Annotated in this window: 12 protein-coding genes; 5 read left to right on the forward strand and 7 right to left on the reverse strand. The window is 67.9% G+C overall.

Annotated features, from left to right (window positions below; translation table 11 throughout):
* Positions 1-192 precede the first annotated feature (192 nt).
* Entirely contained in the window at positions 193-1,212 is a 1,020-nt protein-coding gene (locus HLH36_RS17265) for an NAD(P)/FAD-dependent oxidoreductase (RefSeq protein WP_182987532.1), read from the reverse strand.
* A gap of 140 nt (positions 1,213-1,352) precedes the next feature.
* Between HLH36_RS17265 and tsaE the strand changes: the two genes are divergently transcribed.
* The 5 genes from tsaE (at position 1,353) to trxA (ending at position 9,520) form a co-directional block, all read left to right on the forward strand.
* Complete coding sequence (gene tsaE / locus HLH36_RS17270) at positions 1,353-1,823, forward strand: tRNA (adenosine(37)-N6)-threonylcarbamoyltransferase complex ATPase subunit type 1 TsaE (protein WP_182987533.1); 471 nt, start codon at positions 1,353-1,355, stop codon at positions 1,821-1,823.
* On the forward strand, positions 1,820-2,590 hold the full coding sequence (locus tag HLH36_RS17275) for a nucleotidyltransferase family protein (RefSeq protein ID WP_182987534.1): 771 nt from the start codon (positions 1,820-1,822) through the stop codon (positions 2,588-2,590). The genes tsaE and HLH36_RS17275 overlap by 4 nt, the downstream gene beginning before the upstream one ends.
* Positions 2,587-5,604 (forward strand): double-strand break repair protein AddB, encoded by a 3,018-nt coding sequence (gene addB / locus HLH36_RS17280; protein WP_182987535.1) that lies wholly within the window; start codon positions 2,587-2,589, stop codon positions 5,602-5,604. Before HLH36_RS17275 ends, addB begins: the two co-directional genes overlap by 4 nt.
* Positions 5,601-9,125, forward strand: a complete 3,525-nt coding sequence (addA, locus tag HLH36_RS17285; protein WP_182987536.1) for a double-strand break repair helicase AddA — start codon at positions 5,601-5,603, stop codon at positions 9,123-9,125. Before addB ends, addA begins: the two co-directional genes overlap by 4 nt.
* A 68-nt stretch (positions 9,126-9,193) precedes the next feature.
* Positions 9,194-9,520, forward strand: coding sequence for a thioredoxin TrxA (gene trxA / locus HLH36_RS17290; RefSeq protein ID WP_182987537.1), 327 nt, complete (start codon positions 9,194-9,196; stop codon positions 9,518-9,520).
* 54 nt (positions 9,521-9,574) lie between these two features.
* Here the strand turns inward: trxA and HLH36_RS17295 are convergent, their stop codons facing one another.
* The 6 genes from HLH36_RS17295 to HLH36_RS17320 all read right to left on the reverse strand — a co-directional run bounded on the left by HLH36_RS17295 (position 9,575) and on the right by HLH36_RS17320 (position 16,561).
* Positions 9,575-11,737 carry a Hint domain-containing protein gene (locus tag HLH36_RS17295; protein WP_182987538.1) on the reverse strand — a complete coding sequence of 721 codons (2,163 nt, stop codon included), beginning with the start codon at positions 11,735-11,737 and terminating at the stop codon, positions 9,575-9,577.
* A gap of 144 nt (positions 11,738-11,881) precedes the next feature.
* Complete coding sequence (locus HLH36_RS17300; RefSeq protein WP_182987539.1) at positions 11,882-12,115, reverse strand: hypothetical protein; 234 nt, start codon at positions 12,113-12,115, stop codon at positions 11,882-11,884.
* Positions 12,116-12,170: 55 nt separating this feature from the next.
* On the reverse strand, positions 12,171-13,010 hold the full coding sequence (gene hpnK / locus HLH36_RS17305; protein WP_182987540.1) for a hopanoid biosynthesis-associated protein HpnK: 840 nt from the start codon (positions 13,008-13,010) through the stop codon (positions 12,171-12,173).
* 140 nt (positions 13,011-13,150) lie between these two features.
* Positions 13,151-14,575 (reverse strand): hopanoid biosynthesis associated radical SAM protein HpnJ, encoded by a 1,425-nt coding sequence (gene hpnJ / locus HLH36_RS17310; RefSeq protein WP_182987549.1) that lies wholly within the window; start codon positions 14,573-14,575, stop codon positions 13,151-13,153.
* A gap of 88 nt (positions 14,576-14,663) precedes the next feature.
* A complete protein-coding gene (gene hpnI / locus HLH36_RS17315; protein WP_182987541.1) occupies positions 14,664-15,842 on the reverse strand; it encodes a bacteriohopanetetrol glucosamine biosynthesis glycosyltransferase HpnI in 1,179 nt (392 codons plus the stop codon).
* 44 nt (positions 15,843-15,886) lie between these two features.
* Positions 15,887-16,561, reverse strand: coding sequence for an ABC transporter substrate-binding protein (locus tag HLH36_RS17320; RefSeq protein ID WP_182987542.1), 675 nt, complete (start codon positions 16,559-16,561; stop codon positions 15,887-15,889).
* Positions 16,562-16,723 lie beyond the last annotated feature (162 nt).

Genomic DNA, 16,723 nt, shown 5'->3' on the forward strand with positions numbered 1-16,723 from the left:
GGCTCCCGTCGGGATGGCTGACGATAGATCAATTTCACCCTGGTGCAATGTCGCGGGGGAAAGATGTTCTTTTTTGCAAAAAAGAACCAAAAAACTCTGATTCGTTCAGGAATTTTGTGCTGGGGACACGCGATGGCCCTGAACGGATCAAAAGTCTTTTTGCTTCTTTTTCGGAAGACAAAAGAAGAACGCTTAACCGGGCACGCCCTTGCTGGTGGAATACTCGAAATGCAGCGCCGTATCGGGCCGCACGATGGGGTGGATGGCGTGGGCGGCCATGGCGCCTTCGCTGAAGCCTTGCAGGATCAGTTTCAGCTTGCCGGGATAGGTGGCCACGTCGCCGATGGCGAAGATGCCGGGGAGCGAGGTTTCGCAGCTTGAGGGGACCACCGGGATGGTGCTGCGGATGGAGTCGATGCCCCATTGGGCGATCGGGCCGAGATCGGTCGAGAGGCCGAAGAAGGGCAGCAGGCGGTCGGCTTCCAGCACGCGGGTGTCGCCGTCGAGGGTTGCGACCTCGACGCCTTCCAGCTTGCCGTCGGTGCCGTGCAGGCCGTGGAGCTGGTAGGGGACGATCTTCTCGATGCGGCCGGCGGCCACGGCTTCGTCGAGCTGGCGCAGGCTTTCCGGCGCGGCGCGGAAACGGTCGCGGCGGTGGACCAGCCAGATCTTCTCGGCTTCGTCCTTCAGGGCCAGGGCCCAGTCGATGGCGGAATCGCCGCCGCCGGCGATGACGATGCGGGTGCCGGTGAAATCGGCGCGGCGGCGGACGTAATATTGCACGGCACCCGTGGCCTCGAACCCTTCCAGCCCGGTCAGAGGCGGACGGTTGGGGCCGAAGGCGCCGGCGCCGGCGGCGATGATGACGGCGCGGGCGCTGATGACGTCGCCCTTGTCGGTGCGCAGCGTGAAGGCGCCGCGATGGCCGGCCAGGCCTTCGACCCGGCGGCCCAGCAGGCGGGGCACGGCGAAGGGGGCGATCTGGCGGTCCAGCGCCTCGATCAGCGCCGCGCCTTCGATCGCGGGGTGGGCGGGGATGTCGTAGATCGGCTTTTCCGGATAGAGGGCGGCGCACTGGCCGCCCACGCTGTCCAGCGCGTCGACCAGGACGCAATCCAGCTTCAGCATGCCGCATTCGAACGCCGCGAACAGGCCGGTGGGGCCGGCGCCGATGATGGCGACATCGGTGGAAAGGGTGGGGGCGTCGGTCATGTCGGTTCCGTGGTGCTGCGCTGCTGAACGATCAGGGCTTCGGTTGTGCGGTCTGTTTCGGCCGAGTGCAAGATGGCGGATACGGGGGCGGGGAAAACGGGGTCTTGTGCCGCTGCCGGGGCGGCGGGCATCATGACCGGATGGAACCGCTGACCATCATTCTGCCGAGCCCCGAGGCGACGGGGGACCTGGCGCGGCGGCTGGCCCGTGCCGCGCGGCCGGGCGACGCCATTCTGCTGTCCGGCGTGCTGGGCGCCGGGAAGAGCGTGTTTTCCCGCGCCTTTCTGCGCGCGGCCTGTGGCGATCCGGACATGGAGGTGCCCAGCCCGACCTTTACGCTGGTGCAGGCTTATGACGCGCCGGTGGCGCCGGTCGCGCATTTCGACCTCTGGCGGCTGGATGGGCCGGGGGGGCTGCACGAGCTGGGCTGGGACGATGCGTGCGAGGGCATCGTGCTGGTGGAATGGCCGGACCGGCTGGGAGCCCTGATGCCGGTGGAAGCGTTGCGGATCGAGCTGCTGGTGACGGGCGAGGAGACGCGCTGCGCACGGATCGCGGGGTGGGAGGATCGGCCGGTGTGGGCCGAACTGGCGGCCTGGAGGGGGGCATGAGCATTCCGATGCCGCAGCGGGCGATGCTGTTCGCCGCCGGGGCCGGCAGCCGGATGCGGCCGCTGACCGAGGACACGGCCAAGCCGCTGCTGGCGGTCGATGGGCGGGCCATTCTGGACCATGTGCTGGACCGGCTGGACAAGGCCGGGGTGGCCGAAGTGGTGGTGAATGTATGCTGGCAGGCCGGGAAGGTGCGCGCGGCGCTGCGGGCCCGTGCCGAGGCCGGGCTGGGGCCGCGTGTGGTCGTGCGGGCCGAGCAGACGCTGCTGGAGAGTGGCGGGAGTGCCGCGGCCGCGTTGCGGGACGGGGCGTTGGGGCCGGAGCCGTTCTTTCTGCTGAATGGCGATTCGCTGTGGCTGAACGGGCCGGTGCCGGCGCTGTGCCGGCTGGCCGCCGCCTTCGATCCGGCGCGGATGGATGCGCTGCTGCTGCTGGCGCGGACCAGCCTGGCGGTGGGGGCGGTCGGGCAGGGGGATTTTGTCTCCGCGCCCGATGGGTTGCTGCGCCGGGCGGTGCGGGGGGCGCTGACGCCCTATGTGTTTGCCGGGGTGCAGTTGGCCGCGCCTTCCTTGTTTGCCGAGGCGCCGCCGGGGCCGTTCAGCCTGAACCGGCTGTGGGATGCGGCCATCGCGCGGGAGCGGCTGTTTGGCATCGTGCATGATTCGGTGTGGTGCCATCTGTCCCGGCCGGAGGATCTGGCGGTGGCGACGCGGGCGTTGCGGCTGGCGCGGGAGCCGGATGCGGCTGAACGGGATGTGAGTTTGTGAGCGTCATTGCGACCGTTCCGCCGCATGTGCCTTTTCTGGATGAGATTGCCGCCCGCTGGATGGACGGGGTGGGGGGCGACCCGCAGCTGAGCGGTGACGGGCTGATCCTGCTGCCCAGCCGCCGGGCGGCGCGGGCGCTGACCGAGGCGTTTCTGCGCCGGGCCGATGGCAGGCCGCTGCTGCTGCCGCGTATTGCGCCGCTGGGGAGCCTGGACGAGGCGGGGCTGGCGCTGTCGGGGGATATGGCGCTGGATCTGCCGCCCGCCGTGGAGTCGTTGCGGCGGCTGGCGACGCTGGCGCTGCTGATCCTGAAGGCGGGGGATGCGTTCGGGGAGGTTCTGTCGCTGGATCAGGCCTGGCCGCTGGCCCGCGCCCTGGCCGAGCTGATGGATGATGCCGAATGGGCGGAGTGCGATCTGGCCGAGACGCTGCCGCTGGCGGCGGACGGGGATTTTGCCGAACATTGGCGGGAGACGCTGCGGTTTCTGTCGATCGTCACCAGCGTGTGGCCGGCGTGGCTGGCCGAGCAGGGGGTGATGAACCCGGTGGCGCGGCAGGTCGCGCTGCTGCGGGCGCAGGCCGGGCGCTGGCGTGCCGCGCCGGATGCGGAAACCCGTTTGTGGGCCGTGGGGTTTACCGATGCGGTGCCTGCCGTGCGCGACGTGCTGGATGCCGTGCTGGGTCGGGCGGGCGGTCGGCTGGTGCTGCCCTGGGTGGACCTGTCGCTGGATGAGGAGATCTGGGCGGCGCTGCCGGATGGGCATCCGCAGGCCGGGTTGGCGCGGCTGCTGACCGGGCTGGGGCGGGTGCGTGCGGATCTGGCGGTGTGGGATGGCGGGGCGGATGGGCCGGCCTCCTGCCCGGCCGGGCGGGGCGGGGTGCTGGCGCGGGCCCTGTTGCCGGCGGCGGCGCTGGGCGACTGGCTGCGCGATGAGGGCGTGGTGGCGCTGGATGGGCTGTCGGTGCTGCGCGCCGCCGACCAGCAGGAGGAAGCGGCCGCCATTGCGCTGGTGTTGCGGCAGGCGATCGTGACGCCGGGGCGCCGGGCGGCACTGGTGACGCCCGACCGGGGGCTGGCCGGGCGGGTGGCGGTGGAGCTGGCGCGCTGGGGCGTGGTGGCGGATGACAGTGCGGGCGAGCCGTTGCATGCCACGCCGCCTGCCGTGTTCCTGCGGCTGCTGGCGCGGGCGGCGGCGGGTGGGTTGTCGCCGGTGGCGTTGCTGTCGCTGTTGAAGCATCCGCTGGCGGCGTGTGGATTGGCGCCGGGGGCGTGCCGTGCCTCGGCGCGGTTGCTGGAGCGGGCGTTGCTGCGGGGGCCGGCGCCTCGGCCGGGGTTCGAGGGGCTGCGCGACCGGTTGGCGGCGGCGCGGGACGATGCGCATGGGGCGCTGGCGGATCGGCCCGATGCGCCGGAGGATCTGGCCGGGTTCGTCGATCGGCTGGAACGGTGTCTGGAGCCGGTGCTGGGCCTGTGGTCGGCGGAGGCGCGGCCGGTTGCCGACCTGTTGACCGGGTTGATCGCGGCGGCGGAGGCACTGGCAGCGACCGATGAGAAATCGGGTGCCGACCGGTTGTGGGCGGGGGAGGACGGGAATGCGCTGGGCCAGCATCTGGCGGGGCTGGTGGCGTTCTGCGATGTGTTGCCGGCGCAGCCTGGGCGGGTGCTGGAAGGGTTGCTGACGGCGTCGATGGGCGGGTTGTCCGTGCGCTCGCGGCGCGGGTTGCGGGGGCGGAGCGAGAGTGCGCTGCATCCGCGCATCTTCATCTGGGGCCTGATGGAGGCCCGGTTGCAGTCGGTCGAGACCATGGTGCTGGGCGGGCTGGTGGAGAGCGTGTGGCCGCCGGCCACCGATCCGGGCCCGTGGATGAGCCGACCGATGCGGGCGCGGGTGGGGTTGCCTTCGCCGGAGCGGGCGATCGGGCAGGCGGCGCATGATTTCGTGGCCTGTGCCTGTGCGGCGGGGGAGGTTGTGCTGTCCGTGCCCGGCCGGCGGGATGGGGCGCCGACCGTGCCGGCGCGGTGGCTGGTGCGGCTGGATGCGTTCCTGGCCGGGCGGGGGCAGGCGGTGCCGGCGCATGAGGCGCTGTCGTGGCTGGCACGGCTGGACCGGTCGGCGGAGGCGCCGCGGCCGGTGGCGCCGCCGCGGCCTTGTCCGCCGGTGGATCTGCGGCCGCGCAATCTGACGATTACCGAGATCGAGACCTGGATGCGCGATCCGTATGCGATCCATGCGCGGCATATTCTGGGGTTGCGGCGGCTGAAGGAGATCGAGGAGCCGGCGGATGCGGCCGATTACGGCACCATCGTGCATGCCGCGCTGGATCGTTGGTTTCGCCAGCCCGTGGAGATGCGGGGCGGTGAGGCGGGGTTGCGTGGGCTGTTTGCCGAAGCGCTGGTGGAAGCGCGGTTGCGGCCGGCGCTGGCGGCGTGGTGGGCGCCGCGCCTGGAGCGGATCGCGGCCTGGGTGGTGGCGACCGAGGCTGCGCGGGCGGCGGGTGAGGGCGCGCCGATCGTGCTGACGCGCACCGAGCAGAGCGGCAAGGCGACGCTGAACGACCTGCCGGGCGGGCCGTTTCTGCTGCGGGGGCGGGCGGACCGGATCGACCGGGATGCGGCGGGGGCGCTGCTGCTGATCGACTACAAGACCGGGACGCTGCCGAACCGCAAGACGGTGCTGGCCGGCTGGTCGTCGCAACTGGTGCTGGAGGCGGCGATGGCCGAGCGGGGGGCGTTCGGGCCCGAACTGGCCGGGCCGGCGCGCGAGCTGGCCTATTGGCGGCTGACCGGGGGGGCGGAGGCGGGGCAGATCCTGCCTTTGGCGGAAGGGGATGCGCTGGCGGAGCTGATCGCGGCGGCGTGGGAGAGCCTGCGCGGGCTGATTGCGATGTATGACGATCCGGGCCAGCCTTATCTGTCGCATCCGCATCCGGGGGAGAGCCCGCGTTTTGCCGATTATGCGCGGCTGGCGCGGGTGGCGGAGTGGAGTGCGGCGCGTGATGAGGCGGCGCCATGACTCTGACCCCTCGGGATGCCATCGGGCTGGCCAATGCGCGGCAGGCGGAGGCTTCGGACCCTGAAGCCTCGGTGTTCGTCTCGGCTTCGGCGGGGAGCGGCAAGACCAAGCTGCTGATCGACCGGTTGCTGCGGCTGATGTTGCCGCGTCTGGGGCCCGATGGGGTGGCGCTGGCCGGGTCGGACCCGGCGCGGATTCAGTGCCTGACCTTTACCAAGGCGGCGGCGGCGGAAATGGCGATCCGCCTGCAGAACCGGCTGGGACGGTGGGTGACGCTGTCGGACGCCGAGCTGGACCGTGAACTGGCGGCGCTGTCGGTGCCGCCGGGCGAGGGGGCGCGGCGGGCGGCGCGGGAATTGTTCGCCCGCGTGCTGGATCTGCCGGGTGGGATGCGGATCGGCACCATTCATGCCTTCTGCCAGTCGCTGTTGCGCCGTTTTCCGGTCGAGGCCGCGATCAGCCCGCATTTCACGCTGGTCGAGGATACGGATGCCCGCATTGCGCTGGGCGAGGCGGTGGAGGGCGTGGTCGGCGCGGGCGGGGATGCGGTGACGCTGCTGGCCGGGCAGGTGATGGTCGGCGCCTTTGCGGCGCTGGTGGGCAGCTTGCAGACCCAGATGCGGCGGTTGCGGCCGGTGGTCGACCGGCTTTCGGTGGATCGGGCCGGGGTCGAGGCCGCGCTGATGCGGGTGCTGGGGGTGCGGGGCCGGGATGAGGCGGCGCTGCGCCATGCCGGCTGCGTGCCGCCGGATGAGGCGGGGCTGCGCGGCGCGTTGCGCGTGGTGGCGGAAGAGGGGCCGCCCGGTGCGCGGCGGACGGCGGCCGCCATGCTCGACTGGCTGGCGTTGCCGCCGGACGGGCGGGCGGCGCGGTGGGGCGTGTGGCGGGCGGCGCTGGTGACCAGCGAGAATGCGCCGCGCAAGCGGGGCGGGCTGAGCGCGAAGTTCGATACCGAGCATGAGGGTGTGTGTGACGCGCTGGTGGCCGAGGCCGAGCGCGTGATTGCCGTGGATGAGGAATGCCGCGCGATTGCCCTGCTGCATGCCACCATGGCGCTGCTGGATGTCGCGGTGCCGGTGCTGCTGCGGTACGGCGACCGCAAGCGCGGGCAGGGGCTGGTCGATTATGACGATCTGATCGAGCGCACGCTGGATCTGCTGAAAGATCCTGGTGCGGCCTGGGTGTTGTACAAGCTGGATGGCGGTATCGATCATCTGCTGCTGGACGAGGTGCAGGATACCTCGCCCGATCAGTGGGCGATCGCGGGTGGGCTGACGGCGGAGTTCTTTGCCGGGGCGGGGGCGCGGGAGCCGGATGCGGCGCCGCGCACCTTGTTCGCGGTGGGGGATTACAAGCAGTCGATCTATTCGTTCCAGGGGGCCGATCCTGAGGCTTTTCGGCTGTGGCGGGCGCGGTTCCGGCGGCGGGTGGAGGAGGCGGGGAGCCCGTGGAAGGAGCCGGCGCTGACGGTTTCGTTCCGGTCCACCGCGCCGGTTTTGAATCTGGTCGATGCGGTCTTTGCCTTGCCCGACGCGGCGCGGGGGCTGGTCGAGCCCGGGGGCGAGGTGCCGGTGCACCTGTCCGCGCGGCCGGGGCAGGGCGGGCGGGTCGAATTATGGCCGCTGACGCCGGTGGAGGATGATGGCGGGGCGCCCGATCCGTGGCGGGCGCCGCGCGAGAATGCGGGCCAGTCCACGGCCGCGCAGCGGCTGGCGGATACGCTGGCGGCGTGGATCGTCGCCGAGCTGCGCAGGCCGCCCGAGCCGGGGCAGGCGCCGCTGACGCCGGGGGATGTGCTGGTGCTGGTGCCCCGGCGCTCGGCCTTTGTGCGGGCGCTGATCCGGGCGCTGAAGACGCATGACGTGCCGGTGGCGACCCTGGTGCGGACCGGGCTGGTGGACCAGGTGGCGGTGCAGGACCTGATGGCGCTGTGCGATGCGCTGCTGCTGCCGCAGGACGATCTGACGCTGGCCTGCGTGCTGACCTCGCCGCTGGGTGGGGTGTCGGACGACAGTCTGCTGGCGCTGGCGGCCGGGCGGGGGGAGAAGCCGCTCTGGGCGGCGCTGCGGGATCGGCAGGGCGAGCGGCCGGAGTGGCAGGCGGCGTGGACGATGCTGGGGACGCTGTTCCGCCGGGTGGATTATGCCTCGCCCTATGGATTGCTGTCCGAGGCGCTGGGGCCGCTGGGGGGGCGGGCGCGGCTGCTGGCGCGGTTGGGGCCGGAGGCGGCCGAGCCGGTGGACGAGCTGCTGTCGGCCGCGTTGCGCTATGAATCGCTGCATCCGGCGTCGCTTCAGGGGTTTCTGCACTGGCTGCGGGCGTCGCAGGAGAGTGTGAAGCGCGAGCCCGATGCGGCAGCCGACATGGTGCGGGTGATGACCGCCCATGGCGCCAAGGGTTTGCAGGCGCGGCTGGTGATCCTGCCCGATACGGTGGGGGCCGCGAAATTCGATGGCGGGATTGTCTGGGGGCGGGACGAGAAGTCGGGGCTGGAATTGCCGGTATGGGTGCCGCGCGTCGATATGGGCGTGGGTGTGACCGGCGCCTTGCAGAGCACGATCCGCGAGGCGGCGGCGGAGGAATATCATCGGCTGCTGTATGTGGCGCTGACGCGGGCCAGCGACCGGCTGGTGGTGTGTGGCTGGCAGCAGAAGCGCAACGTGGCCGAGGATTGCTGGTACAGCCTGTGCCGGCAGGGGTTCGAGCAGGCGGGGGCGGAGGAGCGGCCCTTCGAGCTGGGATGGGAGGGCACGCGGCTGGTGCTGGAGGCGCCGGCTGCCGTGGCCTCGACGGAGGTGCGCGCGCCGCGTGCCGAGGCCGCGCCGGCGCCTTTGCCGGGATGGATGGGGCGGGCGCCCGATTGGGTGGCGACGGCGCCGCCGGTGGAAGCGGCGCTGCTGCGGCCGCTGGTGCCCAGCCGGCCGGACGATGCGCCGCTGGGGCCGCAGCCGGCCGTGCGCTCGCCGCTGGCCATTGCTCGGGCCCGGCGCCCGGCGGCGCGGGAGCAGGCGTTGCGGCGGGGCGAGATCGTGCATGCGCTGCTGCAATATCTGCCCGATCATCCGCCGGCGCGGCGGCGGGAGGTGGCGCTGGCGTGGCTGGCGCGGCCGGGCAACGGGCTGGATGCGGCGGAACAGGCGCGGATTGCCGGGCAGGTGCTGGCGGTGATGGACGAGCCGGCGCTGGCCCCCCTGTTCGGGCCCGGCAGCCGGGCGGAGCAGCCGGTGGCCGGTGTGGCCGGGGGCAGCGTGATCGTGGGGCAGGTGGACCGGATGGTGGTGTGCCCCGACGCGGTGCTGCTATGCGATTTCAAGACCAACCGCCTGCCGCCGAAGGACGTGGAGTCGACATCGGTGCTGTATCTGCGTCAGATGGCGTCGTACAGGGCGCTGATGGCTGCCCTCTATCCTGATCGGCCGGTTCGATGCACCCTTGTCTGGACCGAGGAGGTCCGGATTATGCCGTTGCCCGATTCGCTGCTGGCGCGGCATGCGCCGGGCGCCGTGCCGGACGGAGCGTAACTTGAATCCCGGTGGTCCGGCGCCATGTGCAGGCAGAGGGCCGCCAACGAAGCCCGAGGAGTGATGTGATGAGCGAGAACACCGTGGCCGTCAGCGACGCCACTTTCGAAAGCGATGTACTGAAGGCCGAAGGGCCGGTGCTGGTCGATTTCTGGGCCGAATGGTGCGGCCCGTGCAAGATGATCGCCCCCGCGCTGGAAGAGATCGGCGCCGAGTTCAAGGGCAAGCTGACGGTTGCGAAGGTGAATATCGACGACAACCCGAGCACGCCCAATGCCTATGCCGTGCGCGGCATTCCGACGCTGATCCTGTTCAAGGACGGCAAGCCGGCGGCCACCAAGGTCGGCGCACTGCCGAAGAGCCAGCTCAAGGAATGGGTCAAGAGCAGCATTTGAGGCTGCGGCGGGACGAGGGCGGCGCGCCGGTTGCGCGCCGCCTGATCCTGCCTGTTATGCGAGAAGCGTGGCTTTGCTGCGGATCGTGTTTTCGAGAAGATAGGGTCCTGCGGCTCTGATCTGGATGGAGAGCAGGGCGACGCTGTCGGGTTGGCGGTCTCCAAGGGGCAGGAGGGCATGACCTGCTGTCCAGCGGAGCCCATCGGCTTGCAGTCCATGCCAACCGTCCAGTGTCTCTTCGGTCATATGGGCCGTGAGGGTGTGGGCATGATTGGCTTCGAACATCGTGATTTCACCGATCGCGACGCCCATATGGCGGCGGTCGTCGACGAACGGGCCGATGACGTCGCTGGGGCGGCTGGTGTTGGACATGATCCACACCGAATCGATATGTGCCGGGATCATGAATACGACACGATCGCCATATGTGCGTGCCTGACGGATGATTGTGCCGTTTCGTGTGACGAGATGCAGATCGGGGTCTTCTGACAGTGCAGGGGCGTCGTCCTGCACGGGATGTCCCGCCTGGATGGCGTGGGATTCGATCTGACGAAACAGCGGCTCGGCGAACGCACGCGATATGCCGAGAGGGGCTGCTGCGTCATCCCATGTCAGAGAGGGGGCGGCCTTCATGGGTACGACAGGGCTGCTTCGGTGGAACGACCTGTGGTTCTCGGTGTTCAGGAAGGATTCCGAGAGCACGCCATCGGCGATCAGGATCGAATGAATCTCGGTTTCGACGTGATAGATTTCGAAGTGATTCATGGAGCGATCGTAGAAAATAGAGCGGCCATTGACGAGCATGCGGGCCGGGACGAAGTGACCGTCGAAAAACAGGCAATGCTCGGCCGTGATCAGCATGTCCTTGTAAGGCACGCCCTCTGCGATTGCGTCTTTCAGCACGCGGACCGGGTAGCCGGATTCGTCGTCCGGGCGGTGGGGATTGACGGAGATGGCCTTTTTCCCGACCCAGATGATTTCCCGGATGATTTCAGCGCCGGTGTCGGCATCCTGCGCGATCAGTTGATCTCCAATATCCAGCGTTTCCACAGCCCTGTCGCCGTGAGGCGTTCGCAGCATGGAACCGGCGAGATAGCAGGGAGTCGCCCCGGAATAGGTAACGGTGCCCAGCGTATCGGAGAAGGTGCCCGTGTAACCTTTGCCGACATCGTAGGTATAGACGTGGGTGCCGCTTGTGATCGTCAGAATACCTGTATTCGTGTTGTAGGTCGGGGTTCCCGGGACGTGCAACTGGAGCGTGTCACCCTGGCTGAAGCCGCGGAGGACGCCCGTGAAGCTGGCACCGTTCAGGATGTTCAGCGTGTTGTCGGCACCTGAGAAATTGAAGGTCTGGCCGCTACCTGTATTGGAGCCGTTGAGAGTGACGTTGGCATTGTTGCCGAGATTGACGATGCCTCCTGTGCCGGTCAGCGCATTGGCGACTATCAGATTGGCATCCGAGACATTGATTGTTCCGGTATTCGTGTAAGCTGCCGTGCCTCCTATGATCTGAATATTGCCGGCACCAAGCCCGTGGGAGGTGATCGACCATGTTCCACTATTGGTAAAGCCACCCGAGCCAACGGTGGTGATGGCAGTCGAGGCCCCGGGGACATTGAAGCTGACAGTTCCGCTATTGTTGATCGTCTTGAAGCTCAAATTCGTGGTCGATCCCGACGTTCCGGCAGAATCGTCAATGGAAAATGAGCCAGTATTGTTAAATGTACCGGTGCCGACGCCCCAGTTCGATGTCATGCCGGTACCGCTGGTATCGATGACTTTGATCGTTCCGGCATTCGTCAGGTTCGAAACATAAGGTGCACTGATGGTCGAGGCGGCCGCAGCCTGAAGATCGATGGTACTGGTGGCATCGTTGGTGATGGTGCCGTACTGCAGGTAGACACTTGAGCCCGATGTGCCGTTCGTCTGGTTATAGGTGATCGTGCCGCCGGTTTGGGTTAGCGTATTAGAAGAATTTGATCCAAGATAAAAACTATTTCCTGTGCCAACAGTAGATGGTTTATAGTAAACAGATCCACTATTTGTCAGATTTCCATATATATCGACAATGTTTGCGGCTGGTGGTGTGAATGATAGTACGCCTGTGCTTGTGTTTGTCAGTGTATTCGACGGAGAGGGATTTACAATAGTTGTCCCGGACGATGTGTAGGTTCGCGTGGTCGTATTCGTGCCGCCATTTGTAAACAAGTCACTCACGGTCGTTCTCCTGAATGTTCGCCATCAGAAGAAATGTTTTTTTTAAAAATCACGTTAAAGGCGGTGCTGCCTTGCGGTGCGCGGAGGGCTGTTCGAGGGGGGCGAGCCCAGCCATGGCAGGAGCGTCCTCCATGGGCAGGAGAGCTACCATGGGCTGCGTCCTGTGTTCTGGGCGCGGCGGTAGAGAATGAGGGCAATCACGACAAGCATGATGATGACGAGCGGCAACGGCAGGTGGCGCATGATCCGGTAGATCGTCGAATAGAGCATGGCGTTGTATGCCGTGTGGAGAATGCGACCCATGAACGCATGGGATGCGGCATGGCCGGCATAGCTCGGCGCATGAAAGAGCGTGTGTACGGCGGAATGAAAGCGCATCGATACCTCCGTGGTGGGAAGTATCATATCATGAGCAGGGGATCGCCCGTGGGGCTCAGGCCGACCAGCTTGTCGGGATGGCGTGGCAATGGGCCAGCCCGGCGCGGAAGCCCGGGCTGCACAGGGCGGTGAGTTCGCCCTGGTGGTCGTAGGTCGGCATCAGGTGTTCGAGCAGCGTGTTTTTTGCCGTGGCCGGGTGGAAATAGATTTCCGAGAGCCCTTCGGGCAGGTGGGCGGCCAGGGCGGCGACGCGGTCGGCGGTCATGTGGCCGCTCCAGGCGATGCCGAAGCACCAGTCGTTGGTGCGCAGGCCGGCCTTGCGGGCCTGGTGGCGCAGTACGTTTGTCCAGCGGCGCAGGGCGGCCGAGCCCATCGAATCGTTGTAGGTGCCGGCCGCGATCAGGGGCTCGGGCGGTTCCAGGGGGACGCGGACGGCTTGCAGGCCGTGGCGCAGGCCGCTTTCGATCAGGTATTTGCCCACCGTGGGGTGGAGGTGCATGTGCTTGTGGGCGTTGGCGTGGTCCAGCCGCAGGCCGGTGCGGGCGAAGGCGGCGAACTGGGCCTCGATTTCGACCGCCAGTTGCAGGCGGATGTCGGGGCGGAAGAAATAGCGGATGCCGAGCCCGAGCTGGTCGGAGGGGAACTGGCCTTCCGCATTCACCAGCAGGGGGATTTCGGAGGGGGGGAGGACCGCGGGGCCTTCGATGACCACCAGGTGCAGGCCGACATGGAGGCCGGGCAGGCGGCGTGCGCGGGCGATGGCGTCCTGGGCCGCCGGGCCGGCCACCATCAGGCTGGCGGTGGAGAGCAGCCCGTCGCGATGGGCGATCTCGATGGCTTCGTTGGCTTCCTCCGACAGACCGAAATCGTCGGCGGAGATGATCACGCGCTTCATGGTGCGATCCGATACGCGCTTTAAGATTGAAGCAGAGCCAGGGCGCTGCCCTGGACCCGGCAGGGCCTGAGGCCCTGCACCCCACGAATGGGTTTCCAAAGGGCTATGCCCTTTGGTGGGTCAAGGGCAAAGCCCTTGAATCAGGCCGCGCGACGATCCTTGAGGAACTGGAAGAATTCGACGCCTTCGCGCAGGCGGCGCTTCATCATCTGCGGGCTGCGCACCATCTCGTTGACGATGGAGGCGATCTTGGGGACGCGGAAATAGAATTTCCGGTAGAATTCCTCGACGCCCTTGAAGATTTCCTCGTGCGACAGGTGGGGATAGTGCAGCGGGGCCATCTGCACGCCGTTCTCGTCGATCAGTTCGGCGTTGCTCTCGTCCAGCCAGCCATTCTCGGTCGCCTGCTTGTGCAGGAAGGTGCCGGGATAGGGGGCGGCGAGGGAGACCTGGAGCGTGTGGGGGTTGATCTCGGTGGCGAACTTGATCGTCTCCTGGATCGTCTCCCTGGTCTCGCCGGGCAGGCCGAGGATGAAGGTGCCGTGGATCTTGATGCCCAGCTCGTGGCAGTTCCTGGTGAACTCGCGCGCGGTTTCGACGCGCATGCCCTTCTTGATGTTGTGCAGGATCTGCTGGTTGCCGCTTTCATAGCCGACCAGCAGCAGGCGCAGGCCGTTGGCCTTCAGCACTTCCAGCGTCTTGCGCGGCACGTTGGCCTTGGCGTTGCACGACCAGGTGACGCCCAGCTTGCCGAGTTCCTTCGCGATGGCCTCGGCGCGGGGCAGGTCGTCGGTGAAGGTGTCGTCGTCGAAGAAGAATTCCTTCACCTGCGGGAAATACTGCTTCGCCAGGCGGATTTCGGCCGCCACGTGCTCGGGGCTGCGGGTGCGGTAGTGGTGCCCGCCGACCGTCTGCGGCCACAGGCAGAAGGTGCAGCGCGATTTGCAGCCGCGGCCGGTGTAGATCGAGATATACGGGTGCATCAGGTACCCGATGAAATAATCCTCGATCTTGAGGTCGCGCTTGTAGACCTCGGTCACGAACGGCAGGCTGTCCATGTTCTCGATGATCGCGCGGTCGCGGTTATGGACGATCTCGCCGGCTTCGTTGCGCCAGGAGATGCCGTCGACCTCGGCGAAGGGGCGGCCCTCGGCGATTTCCTTGATCGTGAAGTCGAACTCGTTGCGGGCGACGAAATCGACCGGCGGGGCCTTCAGCAGGCTTTCTTCCGCCTGGACCGCGACCTTGGCGCCGACCATGCCGATCTTGAGCCTGGGATTCTCGTCCTTGAGCATCTGCGCCACCTTCACGTCCGACGCGAAGGAGGGCGTGGAGGTGTGCATGATGACCAGGTCGCGATTGCGCACGTCCTCGAGAATCGGCTCCATGCCCATCCGTGCCGGGGGGGCGTCGATCAGGCGGCTGCCTTCGACCAGGGCGGCGGGCTGGGCCAGCCAGGTCGGATACCAGAACGACCGGATCTCGCGCTTTGCCTGGTAGCGGGAGCCGGCGCCGCCGTCGAACCCGTCGAAGGAGGGGGGCTGCAGGAACAAGGTTCTCAACATGGTCATGGTACGCTGATCCTCGGACGTGGGGAGAGTGGGCCCGGCACGGCCGTTTTCCCGGTCTGTCTGTTGATGTCGTGGCGGGCGGTTATTCGCCCGGCACGATCGGATGGGTAGGTGGCGCTATAGCCGAATGTGGTGTGATATGCATCGTCTGTCCACGCCAGGCAACGCGTGTGCCGCTGATGCTGCCCACCATGATGGCGGCGGACAGCCAGTCGCGTGCCGGGAGCAGCAGCAGCGGAAGAAGGCTGCGCTGGGCCAGCAGCCGGTCGGTGAAGAAGGCGCAGACCGCCCGGACAGCCCAGACGGTGAGGAAGACCCACCATGTCCATTGCGCATGGGGGCAGAGCAGGACGCTGACCCCGGCCCAGAAGAGTGGGAGCTGGATGGCCGAGGCGGCATAGCCCGCCGGTTCCAGCGTCTTGACGGTGCGGCCCCAGCGCAGTTCGTGCGTCAGCACGTCGCCGAATCCGGCCTCGCCCACCGTGGTCCAGGTCATGCACGGCGCGATGGCGATATGCAGCCCGCGCTCGCGCACCAGGCGGCCCAGCACGGCGTCGTCGGCGACATGGGGCACCAGGGCCTGCAGCCCGCCGACGGCGTCCAGCGTTTCGCGCCGCAGGGCCATGGTGGCGCCCAGGCAGTCCTGCCGGCCCAGATAGCGTGACAGCATGACGCCGGGCAGGAAATTATGGTTGATCTGGCAGGCGGCCAGCAGGCGGGGCAGGCTGTGCGAGGCCGGCAGGCCCGCATAGAGCGTGGTGGCCAGCCCCACGCCGGGCTGCGCCAGCGCGTGGACGACGTGGCGCAGATAGTCCGGCGCCACATGGATGTCCGAGTCGGAGATGACCAGCAGATCGTGCCGCGCCCGGGGCAGCATGTTGATCAGGTTGCCGATCTTGCGATTGACCCCATGCATGGTCGGATCGACCACCAGGTCGAGGTCCAGCGCGGGGTGGCGCTGGCGCAGGCGGCGGACGATCGCGATGGCCGGATCGCCGGCATCCTGGACGCCGAAGACGATCTGGAAATGCGGGTAATCCTGGGTACAGAAGCTTTCCAGCGCCTCTTCCAGCAGCGGCTCGTCGCCGTGCAGGGGCTTGAGGATCGTGACGGGGGGGAGCGAGCCGCCCGGGGGCACCCGTTCCTCGCGCCGGCGGAAACGCGCCAGCAGCCCGGTGCCGAGCCCCGCCTGCACGCAGCCGGCCGCCGCGAGTAGGGCGGCAACACCGGCGGGAGAGGCAAGGGCGTGCAAGGCAGACATCAGTGTTCCGGCAAGGGGGGCGGCGTGGTCGGGCGGGGCGAGGATCAGTCCTCGGAGAACGCCCGGACCTTTTTCTGTAGCAGGGCGATGAGGTTCTGGACATTCCCAGATGAAAGCGTCGCGCTGAAATCGGACCGTTGGGCCGCGACCTGGCTGATATGCGCGTTCAGCAGCACGTCCACGATCCGCCAGCCCTGCGGGCCGGAGCGCATGACGTAATCGATCTCGGTGCCCTCCGCATCCTCGGCCGAGCCGATATGGGTGGTCACGATCTGGTCGCTGCCGACCGGGGAGGGGCGGGGCGTCGGATCGATGGTGAAGCGCGCGTCGCCGCCCGGCTTGAAGCTGGAGACGTAGCGGGCCACCGTGAACTGGCGGAACACATCGCGAAGCTGCTGCTTGTCGGCATCGCTGAAGCCGGCATAGCGCAGGCCCACCGAGGCGCGCAGTACGGCTTCAAGATCATAGACCCTGTCCACCACCGGGCCCAGAATCTGCGCCCGCTGCGCGAAACTGCCGCTGTTGCGGGCCTGGATCTGGCCCAGGCCGGCATAGAGCGCGCTGACGGGCCCCGTGACGGCTGCCGCCGGGGCCGACTGGGCCAGCGCCGGGGGCGCGGACAGCAGCGGGAGGGCCACCGGTATCGCCGCGAGGGCGGTGCCGAGCGCGAGGGAGAGGGAAAGGGAGCGGGGGAAGGTCATACGTCGCATAACAATCATGCTTTCGGTCCGATCGTCACCTTTAGCAGGGGTTGGGTGCTCTGTTCGAGCCCCAGAGCGTGCATGGCGGTGGCTGCGATGGCGGTGGCGTCGAGCCCGGCCTCGCGATACTGGGCGTCCTGGGTGTTGTGGTCGATGAAGCGATCCGGCAGCGTCATCGGG

The organism is Gluconacetobacter aggeris, from assembly GCF_014174395.1.
GTDB lineage: Bacteria > Pseudomonadota > Alphaproteobacteria > Acetobacterales > Acetobacteraceae > Gluconacetobacter > Gluconacetobacter aggeris.